The organism is Pectobacterium atrosepticum, from assembly GCF_000740965.1.
GTDB lineage: Bacteria > Pseudomonadota > Gammaproteobacteria > Enterobacterales > Enterobacteriaceae > Pectobacterium > Pectobacterium atrosepticum.
The window spans coordinates 3,800,220-3,824,083 of the sequence record NZ_CP009125.1; the positions used below are offsets into that span (position 1 = coordinate 3,800,220).

Here is a 23,864-nt window from a genome sequence, read left to right on the forward strand (position 1 = left end):
GTTGGCGACCTGAAACTCGAACTATGTGGAGCCTATTAATGCGGCTTACTGATCCGCCATCTCTTTTTCAATCAGTTGAATCAGGATGTGAATCGCTTTGATATGGATTTCCTGAATACGGTCGGCATAACCGAAGTGCGGAACACGGATTTCCACATCGGCCGATCCCGCCATTTTTCCGCCGTCTTTCCCCGTTAGCGTAATGACCTTCATGCCTTTCGCTTTTGCCGCAGCAATCGCTTTAATGATATTGCCAGAATTACCAGAAGTGGAAATCCCCAGCAGCACATCACCTTCACGTCCCAGCGACTCAACGTAACGGGAGAAGACAAAATCGTAGCCAAAATCGTTGCTGACACAAGACAGGTGACTTGGATCGGAAATCGCAATGGCCGGATAGCCCGGACGATTCTCACGGTAGCGACCCGTCAGCTCTTCGGCAAAGTGCATCGCATCACAGTGTGAGCCACCGTTACCGCAGGAAATCACTTTACCACCCGCTTTAAAAGCGTTAGCCAGCAGTACCGCAGCGTTTTGAATCGACTGAATGTTTGCATCATCACTCAAGAAATTATTCAGTGTTTCTGCTGCTTCTTTCAGTTCACTACGGATTAAATCCTGGTACATGGAATCCTCTCATTTTGTCTGGTGACAGTATCATCTTCTGCATGCAGTGTAGCGGATTGAACAAATAGCGAGAAGCGCGTAATCACGGGATCGAGAGGATCGCTGATGCCCGTCAGAAAACTTACGACTGCCGCTCGGTTTGTGAAGTGAGTTGTAATTATGATGTAAACGAATTGATAAAAATAATCAGATAAACTACAACAAATATAAGCAACAGGTCAGACCTCTTACAACATTGACCTCTTACGCCTTATTTCACTAATGAAACGGTTCTCGCTTTCCACTATCACTCGGTGGAAGGGGGGAAACCCTTAATTCGATCACAATGCTGGAGACACGTTATGGTTGCTGTCAGTATCCTCCTCCTACTGATTATCATCGGAGCGATGTTTTACCATCGGCTCAGTCTGCTGCTCGGCAGCGCCATCCTGCTGGCCTACTTCGCCGCCATGTCCGCCATGCTGCTGTGGCCCATCTGGCTGATGGTTCCGCTCGTGATTCTGCTGATTCCGATTACGGTTCCCGCCGTGCGTCAAAAGCTGGTTTCCGCTTCCGCGCTGCGCATGTTCCAGAAGGTCATGCCGCCGATGTCGAACACGGAAAAAGAAGCGATCGATGCAGGAACAACCTGGTGGGAAGGCGATCTATTTCGCGGCGCGCCAGACTGGAAAAAGCTGCATAACTACCCACGCCCGCAGCTGACGGCTGAAGAGCAGGCGTTTATCGACGGGCCAGTTGAAGAAGCCTGTCGAATGGCTAACGACTTTGAAATCACCCATGAACGTGCCGATATTCCACCGGAATTGTGGGCGTTTTTAAAAGAACATCGTTTCTTCGCCATGATCATTAAAAAGCAATACGGTGGGCTGGAATTCTCCGCCTATGCACAAGCGCAGGTGCTGCAAAAACTGTCGGGCGTCTCCAGTATTGTGGCGATCACCGTCGGCGTTCCCAACTCACTCGGCCCCGGCGAGCTGCTGCAACACTACGGTACAGAAGCGCAAAAAGATCACTACCTGCCACGTCTGGCACGCGGTCAGGAAGTCCCCTGTTTTGCGCTGACCAGCCCGGAGGCCGGATCTGATGCGGGCTCGATTCCCGATACCGGCATTGTCTGCTACGGCAACTGGCACGGGGAACAGGTCGTGGGCATGCGCCTGACCTGGAATAAACGCTATATCACACTCGCGCCGGTCGCCACCGTGCTCGGGCTGGCCTTTAAGCTGTACGATCCCGACCACCTGCTAGGTGATGAGGATGACGTAGGGATTACCTGTGCGTTAATTCCGACGGATACCGACGGCGTTAAAATCGGCCGCCGCCATTTCCCGCTGAACATTCCGTTCCAAAACGGGCCGACGCAGGGCGAGAACATTTTTGTTCCGCTGGATTACATCATTGGTGGTGCGAAGATGGCAGGTCAGGGCTGGCGTATGCTGATGGAGTGCCTGTCAGTTGGGCGCGGCATTACGCTACCGTCCAATTCCACCGGCGGGTTGAAATCGATTGCCCTCGGCATCGGTGCTTACGCCCATATCCGCCGTCAGTTCAAAATCTCCATCGGTAAGATGGAAGGTATCGAAGAACCGCTGGCACGTATCGCGGGTAACGCTTACGTGATGGATGCCGCTGCAACGCTGATTACTAGCGGCATCATGCAGGGTGAAAAACCGGCGGTGCTTTCCGCTATCGTCAAATATCACTGTACCCACCGTGGTCAGCGCAGCGTGCTGGATGCGATGGATATCGCCGGGGGCAAAGGTATCTGTCTCGGCCCGTCCAACTTCCTTGCGCGCAGCTATCAGGGCGCACCGATTGCCATCACCGTGGAAGGGGCGAACATCCTGACGCGCAGTATGATTATCTTCGGCCAAGGTGCAATCCGCTGTCATCCTTATGTACTGGAAGAAATGGCAGCCGCGCAGGACAACGATGTGCCACGCTTTGACCGTGCGCTGGTTGGGCACATCGGCCATGTCGGCAGTAACAAGGTGCGCAGCTTCTGGCTTGGTTTAACCAATGGCCGCCTGAGCAGTGCGCCGGTGAACGACAAAACGCGCCACTACTACCAACAGCTCAACCGACTCAGCGCGAATCTCGCTCTGCTAGCGGATGTGTCGATGGCGGTACTGGGCGGTAGCCTGAAGCGTCGTGAGCGTATCTCGGCACGTTTAGGGGATATTCTCAGCCAGCTCTATTTAGCCTCTGCGACGCTGAAACGCTATGAGGACGAAGGACGTCAGAAAGCGGATCTACCGCTGGTGCACTGGGGCGTGCAGGACAGTCTGCATCAGGCAGAGCAGGCGCTGGACGATCTACTGCGCAATTTCCCGAATCGCGTAGTGGCAGGGCTGCTGACCTTCATTATCTTCCCACTGGGTCTACGCTGCCCTGCGCCATCTGATCGCCTCGACCATGAGGTCGCGAAGATTCTGCAAACGCCATCGGAAACGCGCAGTCGTCTGGGACGCGGCCAATATCTGGCTGCCAGTGAGCACAACCCTGTCGGGCTGCTGGAAGAAGCCTTGCGGGATATCATCGCAGCCGAGCCGATTTACCAACGCCTGTCGAAGGCCAGCGATAAACCGCTGCCATTCATGCGATTGGATCAACTGGCAGAGCAAGCGCTGATCGAAGGTCAGATTACCGCAGAAGAAGCGGGCATTTTGACCAAAGCCGAAGCCAGCCGCTTACGTTCTATTAATGTGGATGACTTTGCGTTCGACGCACTGGCCGCCAACAAGCCCACGTCCGTACCGCAGTCGGAAAGAAAAACCGAAGCAGCATAAATAGAATCAGGCCGCCAATATGGCGGCCTGATCTTTCCTTTACATACTCATCAGTTGTAAAATCGACGTCATCTTTCCTTCTGAATGAAACCCTACACATGGCTTACATCCCCAAGAACTACGCCAGACTCGAAAGCGGCTACCGCGAAAAAGCGCTCAAACTTTTCCCGTGGGTGTGTGGTCGTTGTTCACGCGAATTCGTCTATTCCAACCTGCGTGAATTAACCGTTCACCACATCGATCACGATCACGGCAATAACCCGGAAGACGGCAGTAACTGGGAAATGCTGTGCCTCTACTGTCACGACCATGAGCATTCGAAATATACCGATGCGGATATGTACGGTTCGACCGTCGTTGCAGGTGAAGATGCGCAGAAGGATGTTGGGGTTGCCACGCATAATCCTTTCGCGGATTTACAGGCCATGATGAATAAAGGGAAGAAATAGAGATAAGACATCATCGGATTGCCGCTCCCATCCGGTTCGTTGACGGGAGCGGGTCATAGAATAGTGTGCCTAATTAGGCACCGCTCTGTCGTACACGCGCCAGTAGCGCATCCACATCTGCAATATGCGGGGCTGCCAGCACCAACGTCCTGCCCAGCGAAAGAACATGACGCTGACACGCCAGACGGGCATCCGTCTCCTGAATGCTGTCCAGATCCACAACGTGCGCCAGCCCAATCGTGCGGCGAATCAGTTCGGTTCCACAGAATCCAATCGCATCCAGCCAAACCTGCTGTAAAAACAGCGCGGCATAACCCGATTCCGCCAGCGCCGGTTCGCGGCAGTCACTTTCGCTCAGTGCCAGGAAACGTGCGGAAAAGGTCTGCCACAGCGTACGGATATCTTCCAGACGCCGTTCACGCCCTGCCGCCGCCTCACGCGGGGCTAACAGCCCCGGCAGGCCGCAATAATTCAGCAGCAGGTTGCCAATGGCGGTGCCGATGTCAAAACCCATCGGCCCGTAGAAACCGAATTCAGCATCAATCACCTTTAAGCGCCCTTCCGCCACAAAGATCGATCCGCTGTGGATGTCACCGTGCAACAGCGCTTCCGCTTTACTCAGGAAGCGGTGCTTAAGCCCAGCAACCGCAAGCTTCAGCGCTCGATCGTCACGCAATGTCTGCACATCCGGCGTCAGCGCCGCATCAAACTGATTTCTTTCGTGATCGATATAAGGGTCGGTAAAGAAAAGATCTTCGGTAATCTCACACAGTTCAGGGTTAGTGAACTGGCTCACCGCTGCTTTCTTCTCATGCGGGTGCTGATAGAAATCAGACGTATGGAATAACGTTTGTGCCAGATATTCCCCTAACTGCGCCGCCGCCTGAGGATAATCCGCCCCCCTAACCAACTCGCTGCGCCAGATGCGATGATCGGAGAGATCTTCCTGAACCATCACCGCCAGTTCGGGATCGTGATAAAGCACGGTCACGGTATGCTGCGGACAAAAGCGCGCGTGCGTCAGCAACGTTTCGGCCTCAATACGGGCGCGGTCGAGCGTCAGCGGCCAGGATTCCCCGACACAGCGTACGTAGGGCAGCGCCTGTTTAACAATCACCCGGCTGATGCCCGCTTCATCTTTAATTTTAAACACCAGATTCAGATTGCCATCGCCGATCTCTTCTGCGGTTACCAGCGTTTGCGGCTGACTGACACCGCCGTACTGGCGGGCATATTCAACAGCGTCATCCGCCGTAAAAGTGCGGTAAAGTGACATTCCAACTCCTCGCTATTCTTAAATTCAAGATACGGACATAAAAACGTTCGGACGTCTATACATCTATCAGGCATCTTGGCAGAATACGAATATCGATGCAACATGGATTTAACGACCTATGCAGACACTTAACACAACCAGCCTGAAAATCGTAGATAACCAACTGTGGATCCTCGACCAGCAGGCGTTACCGCAAGAAAAAAGATGGAGCCCTTGCCCGGATGTCGCATCACTGGTTGAGCATATCCAGACGCTGCGGGTACGCGGCGCGCCGCTCATTGGCCTGTCTGCCAGCCTGCTGCTCGCGCTGCTGGCGGAGAGAGGCTTATCGCAGGCCGAACTGGCACAAGCGCTGGAGACGCTACGGGCATCGCGTCCTACCGCCGTCAACCTGATGAACAATTTGGATCGCATGAAGCTGGCGCTGGCACAGCCGCAGTTTGTCGCTGCACTGGTGCAGGAAGCGCTGCGATTGGTAGAAGAAGATCGCGCGCTGTGTGAACGCATCGCCGATCATGGCGCTGCGCTGGTGGAGCCAAACAGCCATTTGCTAACCCACTGCAACACTGGCGGTCTTGCAACCGCGGGCATCGGCACCGCCATCGGCGTGCTGCTGCGTGCACACCAACAGGGGAAAGTGGCGCAAGTGTGGGTCGATGAAACTCGTCCGCTGCTACAGGGCGGACGCCTCACGGCCTGGGAACTGGGTGAATTAGGCATTCCCTATCAGCTGATCTGTGATTCGATGGCTGCCAGCCTGATGGCGCAGGGTCAGGTCGATGCGATTTGGGTCGGCGCAGACCGTATTGCCGCCAACGGCGACGTCGCCAATAAAATTGGCACCTACAGTCTCGCGGTGCTGGCGCACTATCACCAGATTCCGTTTTACGTTGCGGCACCGCACACCACGCACGATCCGGCGTGTCCAGACGGTCGGGCAATTCCTATCGAACAACGCGCCGCCGCCGAAGTCACTGGCGTTTCCGGCAGCTTCGGCCACTGCCAGTGGGCACCGCAGAATGCATCAGTCTACAACCCAGCGTTTGATGTCACCCCCACCGCATTAATCAGCGGCTGGATACTCGACACCGGCGTAGTCACGCCACAGGACGTTCAAGAAGGGATATTTAAAGCGGCGTTGGCGTAACGACAACCCCACCTATCGACAAAAGACTCAGGATAGGCCGCACGGACGCGGCGAATCTATCATCCAATGGTAACGGTTCCCCCGCCCATCACCACGCCACCACAGCTCACTGCATCACCCGTTCTCGCCGCGGGTTTACCCTCAACGAGTACGCTGGATGAACCGCTGCTAATGCTCCGCTCATGGCCGTGAGGAGCCAAAGGATCGCCTTGTCGGGCCAACGGCATGCCGTCAACCTTAACCGTTGATGAGCCTGAAGCGACAGGCGTCGGTGGATGACTGCCGTGCCCCGTATCGCTATCGCCTACTTTAACGGCGTTACCCATTTTTTACTCCTTTTCTCTCAATAGTCAGGTTTGCAACGATCATGCTGCAACGTCGTCATCGGCAGCGACTCTCTCTATCCCACGTGGGACGAAGAAATTATTGTTCCTCAACATCGTATTCGCCTGCTCGTTCAGGGTAGCGAACTTGAGTTCCTCTGATGCAAAGTCGTGCATAAAATAATTGAAGAAGATATCCGCCTCACGCGGCACCCGCTTAGCACCATCAAAGAACTTCACCAAATTGGCCCCTTGATACATCTGCCGACGCAGTCCCCTGCTTCTCAACACATTTTCCGCATCGCGCCCGACCTGTATTAACCAGCCCCACTGCGCGTTGAGTTTATCGCGTTCGCTTCCGCTCACGTTTTGGCGGAGTATTTTATAGTCATGCAATTTTTCCCCCAGCCAAAAGCAGTAGTGGATCATGTGCAGTTCGAACACTTCCGGTGTCGGGTTCATTTTCCCAACCCATTTGCTGTAGAACTCGCTGTATGCCTTCACGGAATAGCCCAGCCGGCTATCCTGCATGATGAAATACTGGGCTACTCGTGGGTTTTTAGCATCGAGGATGGAGAAGTTAGGAAAAGGCACCTGAGCCCGACGTGCGGTTTCATACATCTGTCGTAGTGGCACCCGACACAGTTCGGCACTGGGGCGCTGTTCGTCGGGTAACAGCCCGCCCGTCACATCTTCACTGATGCCGGGGCAGAGCACTTCACGCCAGCCGGACCGTAGCGGCCCCAAGGGCAACAGAGGGCGATACTCTCGCCGTTCATGTGCCGCGATCAGGTGCAGAGCGTTTTTGACGGCGGGGTGAAGGGGCTTGTCGAATTCAATCACTTTCGCGCCAAAGGCCGTGGTAAAAATCCCGACAGCGGGATGACGGGCAAGCAGCCCCGCTCCGTCAGAGGCAGAAGCCACGGTATCCCCCATATCCATCGAACTACGGCGCGTGCAGTCGAACAGGCCAGCAAAAACCACCTCGACCTTACTGTCTGCGTAGCGGTATTCATTTCCCACTTTGCTACAGACCGACTCCAGTAACTCGTCGATAAAGCGTCGAGCCAACGCGGCACCCAGATCGGCACCGAATACCGAAATCTGGATCAGTTTGATGGGCAGTTGGTTTGCTTTTTTGATATCTGCCAGATTTTTTTTGAACTTATTTTTAGCCAAATCCACTCGCGCATCGACCCCGGTCATCAACAATTCAGCCACGATCGGGTTATCCCGAATCGGTTCGGTCGCTTCGAGCAGTGCACGGCTCGCCGCCTTTTTGGCCGCAGACACCGTGGCATCGAAACCACTCTTCATGGTCACTAAGTCGCCCAGCTTATTGGCGAGCACCTGGCTCCAGTCCCCTTTGAAAACGCCCTTGACGGTATCGACCGCCGTTTCTTTCCCCTGTTCAACCAGCGCATCGGCATAATCCTCAGGCAGCGCCTGCTGTCTGGCATCCAGAATACTGTCCAGCCTTTCAGAGGGCGTATCTTCCAGCGGGGTACCTAAACCGGGGATATAGACTTTGGAATACGAATATGAAGAGGTGAGTTCAGCCAAAATTATTTCCGGATGGGCACGAAACAAACGGCCTACGTTAGTCAGACGCTGGCTTTCTTCATCCACATTGATATTGCGTTTCAGGCCATCAAAGAAGAAGCCTATTTGTAACGCCAGAGAACAAGTGCCGATCCCTGCCTGATGACGGCTCTCTTCGCGGGCAATGCGACACCCCAGATCATCCCAATCGTTCATCGTCCTCTCCTTGTGCGATAAGGGGCAATAACATCGTCCATATCAAGATAGCAACTGCTCACCCAACGTACGACCAACTTGTTATCTGGTAAGAACAGTACACAAAAATCATTTTTGCCCTTATCACGTTTAGGCATGGGTAGGACGACAGTATGAATTTCAGGACGATAGCCAAGCTCATCATATTGTCGGCGGGTCATCGCAAGTTCCCATTTGATCTTAACAGTGTCACCATTTATTCGATAAGGACCTGCTGTACCGCCGCTAGTGTTAAGCCCATCGAATGCATCGGTATTCCCTCCCATATTGCCATTGACATACACATAGCTAATGGGGCGGTCGACCACCGAATGGACGACAATTGACGCCCCGCCGTGTCGTTCTTGAATCAGGAATGTCCAGCCCAGCCAAAGTACCAGCAGAATGCTTGCCAGCCACCGCCCCCAGCGCGGCAAGATCTGCCATATCGCCGTTATCAATCCCGAAATTGCTTTTACCAAACCGTTTGCCGCACTCATGACTGTCCCTTTGGCTCTTGCTGGTTCACTTTCCTTGTCATGCGTCGGGTAGCCATCGTGCCTGCCTGATGACGGCTCTCTTCACGCGCAACGCGACACTCCAGATCATCCCAATCGTTCATCGTCCTCTCCTTGTGCGATAGGGGGCAATAACATCATCCATATCAAGATAGCAACTGCTCACCCAACGCACGACCAACTTGTTATCTGGTAAGAACAGTACACAAAAATCATCCTGGCCTTTCTGTCGTTTAGGCATAGGTAAATTAATTGTGTGTTTTTCAAACTGATACCCCGCTTTTTCCTGTTCTTCAGTCATATCCAATTCCCAATCTATCTTGACCGTATTCCCGTCTATACGATAAGGACCTGCTGTACCGCCGCTAGTGTTAAGTCCATCAAACGCAAAGGTATTCCCTCCCATATTGCCGTTGACAAAAGCATAGCTAATGGGGCGATCCATTACTGACATAACGACAATTGACGCCCCGCCGTGTCGTTCTTGAATCAGGAACGTCCAGCCCAGCCAGAGCACCAGCAGAATGCTTGCCAGCCACCGCCCCCAGCGCGGTAATATCTGCCATATCGCCGTTATCAGCCCCGAAATTGCTCTTGTTAAACCGCTTGCCACGCTCATGTTCGTCCCTTTTGTTCTTCCAACGCTTGCTGACCACCTTCCAGATAGGCTAATGCCCACAACCGTCCTTGAGACTCTGTCGCACCAGCCTGCTCGGCTTTCGCCAATGCCTTGCGGACCATGTTCATTCTTTCACAGGGTGGGAAATGTCTGATGCTATCCCCCTCTTGCCACAGAGCGAGCAGGCGATGCTCGTCAGTCGATCCTTGTAAAGCCTGATACAATGCGGGCGTCAGTTTGACCAGAACCGGCTCCGACGGCGGGATCGACAAAGACAGCTCACGCCAACTGCCGTCGCATTCTCGCAACCACCAGCGGTCGATCCCGCCAAACAGCCCACCGAGCCACGGGGCATCGTGCTGTTCAACAAGCAGAGGCAGCGCGTGCGGTGTATAGAACCGCAGCAATTGGCTAAATTGCCCTGCGGGTTCAATCACCCTCACACCCAAAGCCAGTTGCTTTTGCAAAGCGCTAAGGGATTGGTCGCTTTCCAACAGGCCAACCACGAGCCCCTGCTGAACAAGCGTCGCCAGTAATCTTTCGTCCTCTGGTGGACAATGCCAAAGCCAGGGACCCAGATTGATCAGTTCAAACAAGTCATCATGAAAATAGAGCGGTAAAAACGGATTTTTGCTCAACTGCTCGCGCTGTTCAGCGGTGAGATTCGCCCCTTCCAGCAGAGCGATACAGGCACCCCGGTGCCAGATAGTTTCAGGTAGCATCTTATTCTCCCTGTATTAACGCATCGCCCTGCGCCATGGCACGCAGCAGACAGGGAATACAGACCGGTTTTTCAAGGGGTGGTATTTTGGGCAGTTGGGGCGGCGCAATCACCTCAACCGTTCCTGGTAATGAGGGCAGTTGGCCTGCCCAACCAGAGCCACAACCCGGGCTGCCGCCTGAATTCATCTTGATGCTGGGGCCGACCAGCGTCACGCCGCTGGGATCGATCTTCACGAAGCTTCCTCCGACTTTCAGCGTCAGCTCCGCGCCCGCTTCAAGAACCACCTTAGCCCCCGCTTTTACATGCACTTCCTCACCCGCCTCGACCAGCAAAGCCTGCCCCAGTTTCTGATGCATCGACGCATCAACGGTCAACGAGAGAGCTCCTTTCACGTGGTCACGTTTCTCGTCCTCCACCGCCAGGTGATCGTTGGCTTTAACGCGGGTGACTCGCTCATTATCAATCTCCGTGTGGGCATCATGTTTGATGTGCCAGACCACATCGTTCTCAACGAGCGCCTTGAGATCTTTCTGCCCGTGAATATAAACCTCCTCCTGACCGGCCTGATCCTCGAAGCGCAATTCATTAAATCCTTCTCCCTGATGCGTCTTCGTGCGCAGCACGGTTCGTGTCTTATTGGCAGGCAGCGGATACGGCGAGGGATTAGTGGCGTGGAAAGTACGCCCCGTGACAATCGGCTGGTCCGGATCGCCTTCAAGGAAGCTGACGATCACTTCATGGCCGATACGCGGGATGGCAATCATGCCGTACTGACCGCCCGCCCAGCCCTGACTGACCCGCACCCAGCAGGAACTCTGGTCGTTACTCGCGCCGTAGCGATCCCACGGGAATTGCAGTTTTACCCGACCATACGGGTCGCAGTAGATTTCTTCCCCCGTTGGGCCGACGACGGTGGCGATTTGCGGGCCGTCCACCATCGGTTTGTAGGGCATGGCAGCACGCCACGTCGTCGTGCCTTTCACCACGGCAAAACTGTTGCTCATGGTCGTCGGTTCGCCGCCGCTTTCCTCTTCCAGCGCCTGCGGCTGCTGCCCGACGTGCGTCACGCTCACCGTCTGCCACACCGCATTCAGCGCCGCATTCGGGTGCTCCGTCAGGGTAAAGGTATTACCCGGCATCAGCCCCGCGCAGTTGGATTCCCCTTCGCTGGTTACTGCGCCTGACCGTAGCGCATCCAGACGATAGTCGCTGAACGCCTTGCCGCTCGGGTCTTGTTTGTAGCGCCCCGGATAGTCGTAATGCTGATAGCTTTCACGCTGGTGTGCCAGCTCGCCGCTCATCTTCTTGTGCGACAGGCCGTAAGCCGGTGTCTTGAAGCTGTAGTCTTTCAGCTCGACTTCGGCGGTGCTCACCCGCTCCGCGTAGTGGAAACGCCGGACATATTCACCTTCACTCAGCCCCTGCGTGGCCAGATTGAAGAACAGCGCCGACCCTTTGGTCAGCGCCCCCGCATCGTCGGCAAACACTACCCGATGCTTACCTTCCTCGTACTCGTGGAAGAAGTACAATCCCTCTTCCGCCGCCAGACGGGTGATAAAGGCCAGGTCGCTTTCCCGATACTGCACGCAGTATTCCCGCACCGCGTGCTCATGGCGCAGTGCAAAGGCGTAGTCGGTAATACCCGCCTCTTCCAGCAACGCGCCGATAATCGCGTCCGGCTTCTGCGCCTGAAAAATGCGGGCGTTGGTACGCAGCCCCAGCCGCCACAGCGCCGGACGCACTTCCGCCTGATAGCGCGTGCGCCGGAATCCGGTATCGCCCTGCGTGAACCCACTGATAATGCCGCTGACACGACGCTTCAGTTCACCTTCATACCAAATCATCAGCTCGCACGGCTGATCCAGCACCGCGCCGAAATCCACATCCGGCAACGCGCTCGCCAGACTCAGTGACAGGCTGAAAGGCCGGTTCAACCCCTCATCCAGCCTGAAATCCACCACCGCAAAGGTGCCTGCCTCCAGCGCGCCAACCTTTACGGTGAACTGTAATCCTGTACTGTTTGCCATCGGCTTTCTCCTTATTTTTATTCTCGCTCTGCCGCCACGGCTACCGCATGCGCCATCCTGGCTAAACGCCACATGAGCAAAAATGCCACGCAGGTGAAAAGCGCAGAGCATTTAAATCGAGCAGCGATTCGGTATGTTCACGTCGTGGGAAACAAGAAGGTCGCAGGGTTGAGGCGGTGTGAAGAGTGATGAAAATGTTCCATGTGGCATCCTTGACGCTATTCCTTTTAAGAAAATACGCATAAAGGATAACAAGATGTTCATAGTGCTAATCGCGCAAAAAAAGGCCTAAAACCAAGTAAACACATTGATTAATATTAAAATAATATCATTTTGAATAAATTAGATAGCGAATCAAAAAGACTCAATCATCATATGAGAACAGGGCATTCGCCCTGTTCTCAACCTATTGATAAACCCGTCATACTTCAAGCCGCATGTGCGTTGGCTACGTTCATTCACCCGAATCACTTACCTGAGTAAGCTCATCGGGATTCTCTCTCTTGCCGCCTTCCTGCAACTCGAATTATTTAGGGTATAAACCATTTTTATTCATGGAATAAGGGCATAGCCCCCTACGCGCTAACACTCCAACTTCGGATATACATCCGCGATCTTATCGCCGGTAAAATGGGCGATCCAGCCTTCCGGGTTATCGAACAGGCGGATGGCAGTGAAATGCGGCTCTGGCCCCATATCAAACCAGTGTGCCGTACCTGCCGGTACAGACAACAAATCGTTCTTCTCACACAGAATCTGGTAAATCTTGCCGTTCAGATGCAGGCAGAATAGTCCCGCGCCTTCCACGAAAAAGCGCACTTCATCTTCGTGATGGATATGCTCGGATAAAAACTTGGTGCGCAGCTCCGCACACTGCGGATTGTCCGAACGCATGCTGATCACATCCCAGCTTTGGTAACCTTTTTCTGCCACCAGCTTATCGATTTCATGCTGATACACCGCCAGCACTTCCTCGGAGGACGGCGCGTCGCTCAGTTTTTGACTGGCTTCCCAGCGCTCAAAACGCACACCGATATCGTTCAGCTGTTTCTGAATCGCATCGGCATCCTGGCTTTGCCAAATCGGCTGGCTTGCATCACTGTCGCTAAAAATGGTTAATCCACTCATTGGGCGTACTCCGGTAAGTCGATCTGGTCAAAACGAGCCGCCTGACGGTGACGGCTTACGCTATCCGCGTCATCACGAATAAGCTGACAGGTGTGCCAACCGGCTTCCTGCGCGGCATCCAGCTCCTGACGAATGTCCGATAGGAACAACAGTTGCTCAGCAGGCAACCCGATGGCTTGTGCAATCGTGCGATAAGAATCAGTCTCCCGCTTCGCGCCGACGCGGGTATCAAAATAGTCGCTGAACAGCGGGCGCAGATCGCCCGCGTTGCTGTAACCAAACAGCAACCGCTGCGCTTCCACCGAACCCGATGAGTAAACATACAGGTGCAGGCCTTGCTGCTGCCACGCGGCGAGCTGTGCCGCTACTTCAGGATACAGATGCCCCTGAAAATCGCCGTTACGGTAGCCCGCACGCCAGATAATGCCCTGCAGCAACTTCAGCGACGTGGATTTACGGTCTTCATCCATAAACTGATTCAGCGCGGCAATCAGTGTATCGCTATCTGCATCAGGCTGAGCTAACTCCTGACGCAGCGCGTTCAGCACCTGTGCGATCTCAGGATCGCTGTCGTGCTGTCGCACCGTATCGGCCAGTCGCTCGCGAGCATAAGGAAACAGCACGCTGTGAACAAAACGGATGTCGCTGGTGGTGCCTTCAATATCAGTGACTATCGCCTTAATCATGCTTTAGCCTCCAGCAGTCGACGCTGCAATTCACACTGGAACAAGAACTCTAACCCTTCTAGATGACGACGCGCTTCTTTCACCGTCGCACCCCAGCAGTAAAGACCGTGGCCGCGCACCAGAAAACCGTAGCGTAGCGGCGTGTGGCTAGCGAACTCCGTTACTCGCTGCGCTAGCGCTGGAATATCCTGATCGTTATCGAAAATCGGGATCACCACACGATCCAAATGAGTTGTCTGCCCCGCCAACGACTTTTGCATTTCGTAGCCGTGCAGCACCAGCTCAGCGCCTTTCTCCACCCGGGACAGCACCGTCGCGTTCACCGAGTGCGTATGCAGCACAGCGCCAATAGTCGGTTCGCGGCGATACAGCAGCGTGTGCAGCCCCGTTTCCGCCGACGGCGTACGGCCACTCGGCACATGGTTAGTGGCAATATCCACCAGCAGGAAATCCTCTGTCTGAAGGCTGCCTTTGTCTTTACCCGATTCGGTAATCAGACACTGCGCGTCATCCAGCCGCACGGACATATTGCCGCCCGTCGCCGGACACCAGCCTTTCTCGCCGATCCAGTGGCAGGCCGCAACCAGCGCCGTCAATTGTTGATTTTCAGTCATGAGGCTTCCCGTTTTTGGTCTTTCTGTTTCAAAGCATACAGTTGCAAGGTTTAGATCTTTTCATTATGTCTTAGCACGCAAAGGCATTTAGCCATTTAAACGTCCAAGCGTCTTGATTGCCAAATACTAACAGCATGTTATATTACCAAGCAATACAGGCTTGCAGGAGTCCTATCCGCTATGAGCGCCGCTCTGATCCCCGACAGTAAACTGCCTTCGCTGGGCACCACCATTTTTACCCAGATGAGCGCACTGGCCCAACAGCATCAGGCCATCAATCTATCACAAGGTTTCCCTGATTTTGACGGCCCGGATTATTTACAGCAGCGGCTGGCGTATCACGTCAGTCAGGGCGCCAACCAATACGCGCCGATGACCGGCGTCTCGCCACTGCGTCAGGCCATTGCCGAGAAAACGGAAGCACTGTACGGCTGGCGACCGGATGCGGATAGTGAAGTCACCGTCACGGCGGGTGCAACCGAAGCGCTGTTTGCCGCTATTGCCGCACTGGTACGCCCCGGCGACGAAGTGATTTGTTTCGATCCCAGCTATGACAGCTACGCGCCTGCCGTTACGTTGGCTGGCGGCGTACTCAAACGCATCGCCTTGCAGCCACCCGCATTTCGCGTGGATTGGTCATCTTTTACCGACTTGCTGAGCGATCGCACTCGGTTGGTGATTCTGAACACGCCGCACAATCCGTCCGCCACCGTCTGGCAGAAAACCGATTTTGAGCAGCTATGGCAGGCGATTGCCGCGCGCAATATTTTCGTATTGAGTGATGAAGTCTACGAGCATATCTGCTTTGATAATGAAGGGCACGCCAGCGTGCTGGCACACCCGTCGCTGCGTCAACGCGCTATCGCCGTTTCCTCGTTTGGCAAAACCTTCCACATGACCGGTTGGAAAGTCGGCTACTGCGTCGCACCAGCGGCATTGAGCGCGGAGGTCCGTAAGGTTCACCAATATCTGACGTTCTCCGTGAACACGCCCGCTCAGTTCGCTATCGCCGATATGCTGCGCGAACAACCGCAACACTGGCGCGAACTGCCCGATTTTTACCGCGCACGCCGCGATCGCTTCATCAATGCGCTGGCAGGCAGCCGTTTCGAGATTCTGCCCTGCGAAGGTACCTACTTCCTGCTGGCGGACTATCGGGCGATTTCCGATCTGGACGATGTCAGCTTCTGCCGCTGGCTGACTGAGCACGTTGGTGTCGCCGCTATCCCGCTCTCCGTCTTTTGCGCCGATCCGTTCCCACATACGTTGATTCGACTATGCTTTGCTAAACAGGAAGCAACGTTGGATGCCGCGGCGGAGCGTTTATGTCAACTTTAAAGATTTCATTGCTGCAACAGCCACTCGTCTGGCGTGATGGGGAAGCGAATCTACGCCACTTCGATACGTTATTGGCGGAGATGAACGAGCGTGATGTCATTGTGTTACCGGAGATGTTCACCACCGGCTTTGCGATGGAAGCGGCCAAAGGTAGTTTGGATCAGTCGGTCGTCGAGGCGTGGTTACACCAGTGGGCGCAAAAGACCAACGCGCTGATCGGCGGTAGCGTCGCGGTGAACACGCCGAAAGGTGCAGTGAACCGTTTCCTGCTGGTCGATCCGCACGGCCACGTGTATCACTACGATAAACGCCACCTGTTCCGCATGGCGGATGAACACCACCACTATCAGGCAGGAACGGAGCGAGTCACCCTTGAGTGGCGCGGCTGGCGCATCTGCCCGATGATCTGCTACGACCTACGTTTCCCAGTATGGTCGCGCAATCGACAGGATTACGATCTGGCACTGTATGTCGCCAACTGGCCTGCACCGCGTGCAGCGCACTGGCAAACACTGCTGGCCGCGCGCGCCATTGAGAATCAGGCCTACGTTGCAGGCTGCAACCGCGTTGGCACCGACGGCAACGGCCACAGCTACCGTGGCGATAGCCTGATTATTAACGCTCAAGGGGAAATTCTGGCCTCTGCCGCCCCCAACCAGCCTGCCCAACTGGACGCCGAACTGTCGCTGGAAGCACTGCAGAGCTACCGGGAATCCTTCCCCGCGTGGCGTGATGCAGATCGGTTTACGCTGTAACAACTGCCGCCGTCGTCGGTGAGGTGATAGTTGCGGTGGGCGTTACCGTGCTGATGCGTGATGAAACACCATCTGATAGAGCGCCTGTAGTGCCAGCGCCACATCCGCCGTGATAACCGATTCGTCGGGATGATGGCTGATACCGCCGCGACAGCGGACAAAAAGCATCGCCACCGGCCAGCGCTCGGCAATCGCGATGGCATCATGCCCCGCACCGCTCGGCAGCATCAGCGTTTTCCCCTGTACCTGCGCCACCGCCTCGTTTAATGCCGACTGCAACGCGGGATCGCAGCGGGTTGCTGCAATACGATAATACTCTTCGGCGCTGAACTGGCAGCCGCGCTGGTGCGCGATAGCCTGTGCTAGCGTCAGGAGTTTTTGTAGCAACGCATCCAGTGGTGCATCCTCCGGCCCGCGAATATCCAACGTCATCTTCACTTCACCGGGGATCACGTTCGCCGCGCCAGGTAAGCATTGCAACGTGCCAAATGTAGCGACCAGATGGGGATCGCTTTCCCGCGTCACCCGTTCAGCCTGCGCCATCCAGTCGGCCGCCGCTGCCAGCGCATCCTGCCGCTGCGTCATCGGCACCGTTCCGGCATGCCCTGCCAGGCCGAGGAACGTGCAGTTGAGTCGCCGCGCCCCGTTGATTGCCGTAACCACACCTAGCGCCAGCTCCTGCTGTTCCAGACACGGCCCCTGTTCGATATGCAATTCCAGATAGGCGACGATGTCACTGACCGGGCGCGCAGCCTGTGCCACCTGTAGCGGATCCAGCCCCGCAATGGTCAATGCCTGCGCCACGCTGGTGCCTTCTGCATCCTGACATTCCAGCCAGTTTTCCGGCCAGGTGCCCGTCAAGCCTCGGCTTCCCAGCAGGGTAATGCCAAAACGCGTACCTTCCTCATCGCCGAAGCCGACGATTTCCAGCGCCACGGGCAACCGGATTCCCTGCTGATGAAACGTGCGTACCACTTCAATCGCCGTTAATACGCCCAGCATGCCGTCGTAGCGTCCGGCATTGCGCACCGTATCCAGATGCGAGCCCAGTAGCAGCGCCGGTGCATCCGGCGTCAGCCCGTCATAACGACCACAAATATTGCCCACGCTGTCCTGCCAGACGTTCATTCCGGCTTCGCGCATCCACTCCCCCACCTGCATATTGGCACGCAGGTGTTCCAGCGACAGGTAGACGCGAGTTAGTTGACCGGGCGTTTCGCTCATTTCAGCCAGCGCATCGCAGCGCGACATAATCAGTTCAGCGGCAGCCTGTGCAACAGCAGGTGACAGTAGAGGTTCACTCATGCACGCTCCTCGTTCGCCGCATAGCTGTTCCAGGCGGCCTGCATAGCCTCGCCCTGCACGGTGCGGAAGCCAAGACGGTTCAGCACCGCCTCCAGTGCAGTTAACGTTTGCATCACGCAGTCTTTACGTGCGTTGTAACCCATGGTGCCAATACGCCAGATTTTGCCCTGAAGCGGGCCAAACGAAGTGCCGATCTCAATAGCAAAGTCTTCCAACAGTAGCTTACGAACCTGCTCGCCGTGAACGCCGTCAGGAATCACCACGCCCAGTACGTTATTCATTTTGTGGCTAAGATCGCCAAAGGTTTCCAGCCCCATACCCTGAATCCCTGCCACCAGCGCATTACCATGTAGCGCATGGCGGACAATGCTGCGATCCAGCCCTTCTTCGAGGATCACCCGCGCGCACTCGCGTGCAGCAAACAACATGCTTGTCGCTTCGGTATGGTGATTCAGGCGCTCCGGCCCCCAGTAATCCATCACCATGCCCAGATCGAAATAGTTGGAATAGATCATCTCGTCGTCACCGTCCTGATGCGCGTCGGTTCTGATCCCCTGCTCGACGCATTTACGGCGGCGGATCACCGCTTCCATTTGCGGACTGAGCGTGATCGGCGAACTACCAGACGGCCCGCCCAGACACTTCTGCAATCCAGCGGAAACGGCATCCAAACCCCATTTATCGGTTTCCAGCGGATTACCGCCGAAAGACGCCGTCGCATCGGTATAGAACAGCACGCCGTGGCGGCGGCAAATCTCGCCCAGCGCCTCCAGCGGCTGCAACATGGTGGTCGACGTATCGCCCTGCACCGTCAGCAAGAGACGCGGGCGCACCGTTTTGATCGCATCTTCGATCTGGTCAGGCGAGAACACCTCACCCCACGGCACTTCAATGGTATGAACCTCGGCACGACAGCGGCGGGCAATCTCACACAGCAAATGACCAAAACGACCAAACACCGGTACCAACACCTTATCGCCAGGGCGGATTGCCGACAGCAGAATCGCTTCGATGCCGGCACGCGAGGTGCCGTCCACCAGCATCGTCCAGCGGTTCTCCGTGCGGAAAAGCTGGCGATAGAGTTCCATGACCTGATTCATATAATGGGTCATCGCGGGGTCATACTGACCAACCAGTTGGCTGGCCATTGCCCGTAATACGCGCGGATCGGCGTTGATCGGCCCCGGCCCCATCAGTAAGCGATGAGGAGGGTTAATTTGCGCGTACAGTTCGCTGCTCATGGTTATTGCTCCAGACTTTTGTTTCGACCTACACACTCGAAAAGCATTACGCTTCCGATAATCCTCGGACCGAGGCGATAAACTGTTTCAACTCGCGGGTCTGCGGGTTAGCGAACAGCGTTTTACTGTCGCCCTGCTCCCAAACTGTGCCCTGATGCATAAACACCACGCGGTCGCCCACTTCGCGGGCAAAATTCATTTCATGCGTGACCAGAATCAGCGTCATGCCTTCTGCGGCAAGCTGTTCCAGCACCTTCAACACTTCGCCGACTAATTCAGGATCGAGTGCCGACGTAATTTCGTCACACAGCAGGACTTTCGGACTCATCGCCAATGCACGGGCAATCGCGACACGCTGCTGCTGACCACCCGACAGATTGGCGGGATAATAATGAATACGTTCGCCTAGCCCGACTTTATTGAGCATCTGTTCACCTAACGCCTGACACTCCGCCGCGCTTTTACCCAGCACGCGACGCGGTGCCAGCATTACGTTTTCCAGCGCCGTCATATGCGGAAACAGATTGAAATTCTGGAACACCATCCCGACCGAGCGGCTAATTTCTCGCGCCTGCGAATCCCTGTCGGTGACCGTCATCCCGCCTAGCTTGATGCTGCCGTCCTGATAACCTTCCAGACCATTTATGCAGCGCAGTAGCGTGCTCTTACCGGAGCCGCTGCGCCCGATGATCGAAATGACCTCACCCATTTCGATATCCAGATCCACCCCTTTCAGGACATGGTTCTGGCCGTAATATTTTTGAACCTGATTAATGGTGATGAGCGGCATTGAATTTCTTCTCCAGATAGCGGCTGTAGTAAGAGAGCGGATAGCACATCAGGAAATAGCCCAACGCCACCAATCCGAACACTTTAAACGGCTGATAGGTCACGTTATTCAACATGGTTCCCGCTTTAGTCAGTTCGATAAACCCGATAATTGACGCCAGCGCAGTGCCTTTAATCACCTGCACGGAAAACCCAACGGTAGGCGCAATAGCGATACGCATCGCCTGCGGTGCAATCACCCGATAGAGCGTCTGACCGAAATCCAGTCCAAGACAGCGCGACGCTTCCCACTGCCCTTTCGGTAACGCTTCTACGCTGCCACACCAGATATCCACCAGAAAAGCGCTGGTAAATAGCGTCAGCGCCAGTGCCGCCGCCGTCCACGGGCTCACATCAATACCGAACAGCGCCAGCCCGAAAAACGCGAGAAACAGCTGCATCAGCAGCGGCGTGCCCTGAAATAACTCGGAATACAGATGGACAAAGCGCGTCGCCCATTTGCGTTTGGTCAGCCGCAACAACATGAGCGGAAACGTCACCAGCGCACCGCCGATGAAGGCCGTCAGCGACAATAGCAACGTCCAACGCGCCGCCAGCAACAAGTTGCGCACAATATCCCAGTCGGTAAATGTCATGATTGCTGATTCCCTAAGAAACGCCGACCCGCCAGCAGTAAGAGTTGCCGCATCAGAACCGACAGCACGAGGTAACACAGCGTGGTCGCCAGATACACTTCAAAGCTCAGAAACGTACGGGACTGAATCAGGTTAGCGGCAAAGGTCAGTTCCTCGTAGGAAACCTGCGACACCACCGACGATCCCAACATGACGATGATGCATTGGCTGACCAGCGCCGGATAAATCCGTTGGAGAGCTGGTGGCAAAATCACGCGCAGAAAAGTTTGCATCCGCGTCAGTCCCAGCACGCGAGCGGCTTCCCACTGACCTTTTGGCGTCACCTGAATTCCCGCGCGAATAATCTCAGTGCTGTACGCACCAAGATTAATCAACATCGCTAACAGCGCAGCCTCCCCGGCCGTCAGCTTCCAACCCAGACTCGGCAAGCCGAAGACGATAAAGAACAGCTGAACCACAAACGGCGTATTGCGAATCAGCTCGACGTAGATCCCCCACAGCCGGCTCAGCAAGCTTGGCTTGCCGCTACGCAAGGCCGCACCACAGATGCCGATGGCGATGCCGCCGAGGGTTGCCATTACTGTAAGCTCAATGGTGACCCACAGCCCCGCCAGCAGCTCAGGCCAGAACGGCAACAGCGCGGAAAAATTAAGCTGATAGGTCATGGCGTGCTCCTGTTACGCTTTGATGCTGGCTGGCAATGGCGCTTTCAGCCATTTTTCCGATAGGCTATTGAGCGTATCGTCTTTCAGCGCTTGTTCGATCAGCGCATCGACTTTTGCTTTCAGTGCGGGCTCGTCTTTCCTCAGCCCGATGTAGCACGGCGAATCTTTCAGCATAAACTTCGCGACAGGGGCTTTAGTCGGATTCTGCTCGGCGATAGCGGCAACAACCAGATTGCCCGTGGCGACAAACTCCACCTGTCCTGACAGATACGCCGACAGCGTGGTGTTGTTATCTTCGTAGCGCTTAATTTGTGCGGCCTTCGGTGCCGTCTCCGTCAGTACCATATCTTCTACCGCACCGCGTGTGACGCCAATGCTCTTCCCTTCCAGCGCTTCTGACGAGGCTAACGCGCTGTCTTTCGGTCCGAATACACCTAAAAAGAACGGCGCATAAGCACGGCTGAAATCGATCACTTTTTCACGCTCGGCATTTTTGCCCAAGCTAGAAATCACCAGATCGACCTTGTTGGTTTGCAGATACGGCACGCGGTTGGCGCTGGTTACCGGAACCAGTTGCAACGTTAGTTTCATCTCTTTCGCCAGATAGCGTGCAATATCGATGTCATAACCTTGCGGTTGCAGATCCGTGCCCACCGATCCAAACGGAGGAAAATCCTGCGGCACAGCGACACGCAGCACACCGCGCTTCTCGATATCCTGCAACTGATCGGCCATCACGCTACCGGCCTGAACCAGTAACATTGCCGCGCCCATCACCGCCAGTAACCCTTTTTTGATGCTCAGTTTATTGATCAACATCGTCTCTGCCCCCGGTTAGTGTAATTGAAACGAAAGATTCTTTAAAAACAAATACTGAAACTATCGTTACAGATACTAAGCAAGGAGCATGCCAGATTCCATTTACGCTTTTTGTGCTGTTGGTTATGAGAAAACACCATAAGGAGTCAGAGAGTTTTTCTAAAACATGGGATAGCTATGAATATGATTATGGATATGCAATATCTGTGAAAAATTTCGTGCGTGATTGCAGAGAGATAATTTATGCAACTCATGCACCACGCCCGACGTAGGGCTGCTCAATCGCCGCAGCCCTACGAACCCTGGCTTTCGGCGTGAATTATGCCGCTGCGCGGTACATTCGAAACGCGTGTCATCCTGTCGAACCGCCTGTGACGCGCTCCCGACGCGGCACAGGCTTTCGCAGCGTCCATGCTGCTCATTCGGGATGCCCCACGTTTCTCATCATAATTTTTTACGCCTATGAACAGATAACAACGAGAAACAATCCACAGCGCTGCGTCACAAAAATAATCCAGAGCTATCACGCCAGAAACAAGCCATATGACAGATAAGAACACCAATTAATTCGCACCATTAAAGTGCAACAGCACCACACTAACGCACCATTAGCGTTGCTCTAACTCATCCAGTTCACCATAAAGATCCGCGATCTGATGGATGCGTTGGCGTCCATCGCGCAGCATTTCATGCAATAACGCATTGCTGATCACATTCACCAAACTCATGGCAGACGAATAGCTGTCAAACGCTGATACGCTGTCCAGCGGAACACACAGCGACCAGGTTGCCAGCGGTACCAGCGCACTGACTTGGGGTTCGCATAGCAGTAGCACGGGCACACCGCGTTTTTGCAACTGAGCCAGCAGCGGCTGAATCAGGCGTGGACGGCGGCGAAAGGCCACCACAATCACGACATCCTGCGCGGTGAGATCGACTAGTTCTTCGGATAGCGTCTGCCCCGGTTGCGTCAGCAGCGTGACCTGTTGGCGAATCTGAAGCAGTTGTTGGCGCAGGTGCAGCGCGACCGGATAGCTGTTGCGTAGCCCAATCAAACACAGGCGCTGCGCCTGCATCAGCGCCTGAATCACGGCACCAAACTGTACGGGGTCAATCTGGTTTATCCACTGCGTCAGGTTCGCCATTTCCTGTTTGTAATGCCGCGCCAGCAGCGTATTCCCCTGCACTGCATCACGATTATCCGCCAGCGGCATCCCGCTCTGGCGCAACGTTCTGAGCTCATCGCGCATGTCACGGTAGCTGGGGTAGCCCAGTCGTTTGAACAAGCGGCTGACGGTCGCTTTTGAAGCACCGCTCAGCCGCGCTAGCTCGGCGCTGTTGTAGCTAATCAGATCGTCAAAGTGATCGAAGATGAAATTCGCGACGCGCTGTTCCTGCGGTGAAAGCTCGCTATAGCGATCCCGTAATCGTTCATCGATTTGCATCATCATCTCTCATCCATTGCGCGTGCTGTAACGTTTGTTTCATTGCGCAGAACATAGCACAGGATTGTCAGGATGATACAGATACACCTTCCAGCACGCATACGGACTTCCCATCGCACCGAAAAACTGGAACGCCGTTTGCTTATAGCTAAGGTTAATAACACTCACC

Annotated in this window: 24 protein-coding genes; 5 read left to right on the forward strand and 19 right to left on the reverse strand. The window is 55.0% G+C overall.

The genetic code is table 11. From position 1 onward, the window contains the following. Positions 1-45 precede the first annotated feature (45 nt). Complete coding sequence (lpcA, locus tag GZ59_RS16800; protein ID WP_005975726.1) at positions 46-627, reverse strand: D-sedoheptulose 7-phosphate isomerase; 582 nt, start codon at positions 625-627, stop codon at positions 46-48. Between the two features lie 341 nt (positions 628-968). Between lpcA and fadE the strand changes: the two genes are divergently transcribed. Together fadE and yajD are read left to right on the forward strand one after the other, a co-directional pair. Further along, positions 969-3,416 (forward strand): acyl-CoA dehydrogenase FadE, encoded by a 2,448-nt coding sequence (gene fadE, locus GZ59_RS16805; RefSeq protein WP_011094981.1) that lies wholly within the window; start codon positions 969-971, stop codon positions 3,414-3,416. A 98-nt stretch (positions 3,417-3,514) separates the two neighbouring features. Next, positions 3,515-3,865: an HNH nuclease YajD gene (gene yajD / locus GZ59_RS16810; protein WP_011094982.1), complete on the forward strand. Its 351-nt coding sequence runs from the start codon at positions 3,515-3,517 to the stop codon at positions 3,863-3,865. 73 nt (positions 3,866-3,938) lie between these two features. On the opposite strand, the gene mtnK is transcribed toward yajD, so the two are convergent. Next, on the reverse strand, positions 3,939-5,141 hold the full coding sequence (gene mtnK, locus GZ59_RS16815) for an S-methyl-5-thioribose kinase (RefSeq protein WP_011094983.1): 1,203 nt from the start codon (positions 5,139-5,141) through the stop codon (positions 3,939-3,941). 118 nt (positions 5,142-5,259) lie between these two features. On the opposite strand from mtnK, the gene mtnA reads away from it, so the two are divergent. Further along, positions 5,260-6,288 carry an S-methyl-5-thioribose-1-phosphate isomerase gene (mtnA, locus tag GZ59_RS16820; protein ID WP_011094984.1) on the forward strand — a complete coding sequence of 343 codons (1,029 nt, stop codon included), beginning with the start codon at positions 5,260-5,262 and terminating at the stop codon, positions 6,286-6,288. 59 nt (positions 6,289-6,347) lie between these two features. Here mtnA and GZ59_RS16825 read toward each other — a convergent pair whose 3' ends face one another. The 10 genes from GZ59_RS16825 to GZ59_RS16865 all read right to left on the reverse strand — a co-directional run bounded on the left by GZ59_RS16825 (position 6,348) and on the right by GZ59_RS16865 (position 14,703). Then, on the reverse strand, positions 6,348-6,614 hold the full coding sequence (locus tag GZ59_RS16825) for a type VI secretion system PAAR protein (protein WP_011094985.1): 267 nt from the start codon (positions 6,612-6,614) through the stop codon (positions 6,348-6,350). A 39-nt stretch (positions 6,615-6,653) separates the two neighbouring features. Further along, positions 6,654-8,369, reverse strand: coding sequence for a DUF2235 domain-containing protein (locus GZ59_RS16830; protein ID WP_011094986.1), 1,716 nt, complete (start codon positions 8,367-8,369; stop codon positions 6,654-6,656). Continuing rightward, entirely contained in the window at positions 8,366-8,887 is a 522-nt protein-coding gene (locus GZ59_RS16835; RefSeq protein ID WP_011094987.1) for a membrane protein, read from the reverse strand. The genes GZ59_RS16830 and GZ59_RS16835 overlap by 4 nt, the downstream gene beginning before the upstream one ends. After that, a complete protein-coding gene (locus GZ59_RS23960) occupies positions 8,884-9,009 on the reverse strand; it encodes a hypothetical protein (protein ID WP_258042081.1) in 126 nt (41 codons plus the stop codon). Before GZ59_RS23960 ends, GZ59_RS16835 begins: the two co-directional genes overlap by 4 nt. Further along, on the reverse strand, positions 9,006-9,524 hold the full coding sequence (locus tag GZ59_RS16840) for a membrane protein (RefSeq protein ID WP_011094988.1): 519 nt from the start codon (positions 9,522-9,524) through the stop codon (positions 9,006-9,008). Before GZ59_RS16840 ends, GZ59_RS23960 begins: the two co-directional genes overlap by 4 nt. Further along, on the reverse strand, positions 9,521-10,246 hold the full coding sequence (locus tag GZ59_RS16845) for a DUF4123 domain-containing protein (protein ID WP_011094989.1): 726 nt from the start codon (positions 10,244-10,246) through the stop codon (positions 9,521-9,523). The genes GZ59_RS16840 and GZ59_RS16845 overlap by 4 nt, the downstream gene beginning before the upstream one ends. A 1-nt stretch (position 10,247) precedes the next feature. Beyond that, a complete protein-coding gene (locus GZ59_RS16850; protein ID WP_039293313.1) occupies positions 10,248-12,275 on the reverse strand; it encodes a type VI secretion system Vgr family protein in 2,028 nt (675 codons plus the stop codon). Between the two features lie 582 nt (positions 12,276-12,857). After that, positions 12,858-13,403, reverse strand: a complete 546-nt coding sequence (locus GZ59_RS16855; RefSeq protein WP_011094990.1) for a 1,2-dihydroxy-3-keto-5-methylthiopentene dioxygenase — start codon at positions 13,401-13,403, stop codon at positions 12,858-12,860. After that, on the reverse strand, positions 13,400-14,089 hold the full coding sequence (gene mtnC, locus GZ59_RS16860; RefSeq protein ID WP_011094991.1) for an acireductone synthase: 690 nt from the start codon (positions 14,087-14,089) through the stop codon (positions 13,400-13,402). The genes GZ59_RS16855 and mtnC overlap by 4 nt, the downstream gene beginning before the upstream one ends. Then, the gene (locus tag GZ59_RS16865; RefSeq protein WP_011094992.1) at positions 14,086-14,703 is read right to left on the reverse strand and encodes a methylthioribulose 1-phosphate dehydratase; all 618 of its coding nucleotides are present in this window, start codon (positions 14,701-14,703) and stop codon (positions 14,086-14,088) included. The genes mtnC and GZ59_RS16865 overlap by 4 nt, the downstream gene beginning before the upstream one ends. 180 nt (positions 14,704-14,883) lie before the next feature. On the opposite strand from GZ59_RS16865, the gene GZ59_RS16870 reads away from it, so the two are divergent. Continuing rightward, positions 14,884-16,041: a pyridoxal phosphate-dependent aminotransferase gene (locus tag GZ59_RS16870; RefSeq protein WP_011094993.1), complete on the forward strand. Its 1,158-nt coding sequence runs from the start codon at positions 14,884-14,886 to the stop codon at positions 16,039-16,041. Further along, positions 16,029-16,796 carry an amidohydrolase gene (locus tag GZ59_RS16875; protein WP_011094994.1) on the forward strand — a complete coding sequence of 256 codons (768 nt, stop codon included), beginning with the start codon at positions 16,029-16,031 and terminating at the stop codon, positions 16,794-16,796. The genes GZ59_RS16870 and GZ59_RS16875 overlap by 13 nt, the downstream gene beginning before the upstream one ends. 42 nt (positions 16,797-16,838) lie before the next feature. Here the strand turns inward: GZ59_RS16875 and hpxK are convergent, their stop codons facing one another. The 7 genes from hpxK to GZ59_RS16910 form a co-directional block, all read right to left on the reverse strand. Beyond that, positions 16,839-18,101 (reverse strand): allantoate amidohydrolase, encoded by a 1,263-nt coding sequence (gene hpxK, locus GZ59_RS16880; protein WP_039293315.1) that lies wholly within the window; start codon positions 18,099-18,101, stop codon positions 16,839-16,841. After that, the gene (locus tag GZ59_RS16885; protein ID WP_039293317.1) at positions 18,098-19,342 is read right to left on the reverse strand and encodes a pyridoxal-phosphate-dependent aminotransferase family protein; all 1,245 of its coding nucleotides are present in this window, start codon (positions 19,340-19,342) and stop codon (positions 18,098-18,100) included. The genes hpxK and GZ59_RS16885 overlap by 4 nt, the downstream gene beginning before the upstream one ends. A 46-nt stretch (positions 19,343-19,388) precedes the next feature. Continuing rightward, positions 19,389-20,132: an amino acid ABC transporter ATP-binding protein gene (locus tag GZ59_RS16890; protein WP_039293319.1), complete on the reverse strand. Its 744-nt coding sequence runs from the start codon at positions 20,130-20,132 to the stop codon at positions 19,389-19,391. Then, positions 20,113-20,766 (reverse strand): amino acid ABC transporter permease, encoded by a 654-nt coding sequence (locus GZ59_RS16895; protein WP_011094998.1) that lies wholly within the window; start codon positions 20,764-20,766, stop codon positions 20,113-20,115. Before GZ59_RS16895 ends, GZ59_RS16890 begins: the two co-directional genes overlap by 20 nt. Then, complete coding sequence (locus GZ59_RS16900; protein WP_039293321.1) at positions 20,763-21,431, reverse strand: amino acid ABC transporter permease; 669 nt, start codon at positions 21,429-21,431, stop codon at positions 20,763-20,765. Before GZ59_RS16900 ends, GZ59_RS16895 begins: the two co-directional genes overlap by 4 nt. Positions 21,432-21,443: 12 nt before the next feature. Next, positions 21,444-22,250 carry a transporter substrate-binding domain-containing protein gene (locus GZ59_RS16905; RefSeq protein WP_080708295.1) on the reverse strand — a complete coding sequence of 269 codons (807 nt, stop codon included), beginning with the start codon at positions 22,248-22,250 and terminating at the stop codon, positions 21,444-21,446. Between the two features lie 608 nt (positions 22,251-22,858). After that, positions 22,859-23,698 (reverse strand): MurR/RpiR family transcriptional regulator, encoded by an 840-nt coding sequence (locus tag GZ59_RS16910; RefSeq protein WP_039295203.1) that lies wholly within the window; start codon positions 23,696-23,698, stop codon positions 22,859-22,861. Positions 23,699-23,864 lie beyond the last annotated feature (166 nt).

Coding starts and splice junctions, on each gene's coding strand:
- lpcA (WP_005975726.1), bottom strand. CDS start 627: ATGTACCAGGATTTAATCCGTAGTGAACTGAAAGAAGCAGCAGAAACA.
- fadE (WP_011094981.1), top strand. CDS start 969: ATGGTTGCTGTCAGTATCCTCCTCCTACTGATTATCATCGGAGCGATG.
- yajD (WP_011094982.1), top strand. CDS start 3,515: ATGGCTTACATCCCCAAGAACTACGCCAGACTCGAAAGCGGCTACCGC.
- mtnK (WP_011094983.1), bottom strand. CDS start 5,141: ATGTCACTTTACCGCACTTTTACGGCGGATGACGCTGTTGAATATGCC.
- mtnA (WP_011094984.1), top strand. CDS start 5,260: ATGCAGACACTTAACACAACCAGCCTGAAAATCGTAGATAACCAACTG.
- GZ59_RS16825 (WP_011094985.1), bottom strand. CDS start 6,614: ATGGGTAACGCCGTTAAAGTAGGCGATAGCGATACGGGGCACGGCAGT.
- GZ59_RS16830 (WP_011094986.1), bottom strand. CDS start 8,369: ATGAACGATTGGGATGATCTGGGGTGTCGCATTGCCCGCGAAGAGAGC.
- GZ59_RS16835 (WP_011094987.1), bottom strand. CDS start 8,887: ATGAGTGCGGCAAACGGTTTGGTAAAAGCAATTTCGGGATTGATAACG.
- GZ59_RS23960 (WP_258042081.1), bottom strand. CDS start 9,009: ATGAACGATTGGGATGATCTGGAGTGTCGCGTTGCGCGTGAAGAGAGC.
- GZ59_RS16840 (WP_011094988.1), bottom strand. CDS start 9,524: ATGAGCGTGGCAAGCGGTTTAACAAGAGCAATTTCGGGGCTGATAACG.
- GZ59_RS16845 (WP_011094989.1), bottom strand. CDS start 10,246: ATGCTACCTGAAACTATCTGGCACCGGGGTGCCTGTATCGCTCTGCTG.
- GZ59_RS16850 (WP_039293313.1), bottom strand. CDS start 12,275: ATGGCAAACAGTACAGGATTACAGTTCACCGTAAAGGTTGGCGCGCTG.
- GZ59_RS16855 (WP_011094990.1), bottom strand. CDS start 13,403: ATGAGTGGATTAACCATTTTTAGCGACAGTGATGCAAGCCAGCCGATT.
- mtnC (WP_011094991.1), bottom strand. CDS start 14,089: ATGATTAAGGCGATAGTCACTGATATTGAAGGCACCACCAGCGACATC.
- GZ59_RS16865 (WP_011094992.1), bottom strand. CDS start 14,703: ATGACTGAAAATCAACAATTGACGGCGCTGGTTGCGGCCTGCCACTGG.
- GZ59_RS16870 (WP_011094993.1), top strand. CDS start 14,884: ATGAGCGCCGCTCTGATCCCCGACAGTAAACTGCCTTCGCTGGGCACC.
- GZ59_RS16875 (WP_011094994.1), top strand. CDS start 16,029: ATGTCAACTTTAAAGATTTCATTGCTGCAACAGCCACTCGTCTGGCGT.
- hpxK (WP_039293315.1), bottom strand. CDS start 18,101: ATGAGTGAACCTCTACTGTCACCTGCTGTTGCACAGGCTGCCGCTGAA.
- GZ59_RS16885 (WP_039293317.1), bottom strand. CDS start 19,342: ATGAGCAGCGAACTGTACGCGCAAATTAACCCTCCTCATCGCTTACTG.
- GZ59_RS16890 (WP_039293319.1), bottom strand. CDS start 20,132: ATGCCGCTCATCACCATTAATCAGGTTCAAAAATATTACGGCCAGAAC.
- GZ59_RS16895 (WP_011094998.1), bottom strand. CDS start 20,766: ATGACATTTACCGACTGGGATATTGTGCGCAACTTGTTGCTGGCGGCG.
- GZ59_RS16900 (WP_039293321.1), bottom strand. CDS start 21,431: ATGACCTATCAGCTTAATTTTTCCGCGCTGTTGCCGTTCTGGCCTGAG.
- GZ59_RS16905 (WP_080708295.1), bottom strand. CDS start 22,250: ATGTTGATCAATAAACTGAGCATCAAAAAAGGGTTACTGGCGGTGATG.
- GZ59_RS16910 (WP_039295203.1), bottom strand. CDS start 23,698: ATGATGCAAATCGATGAACGATTACGGGATCGCTATAGCGAGCTTTCA.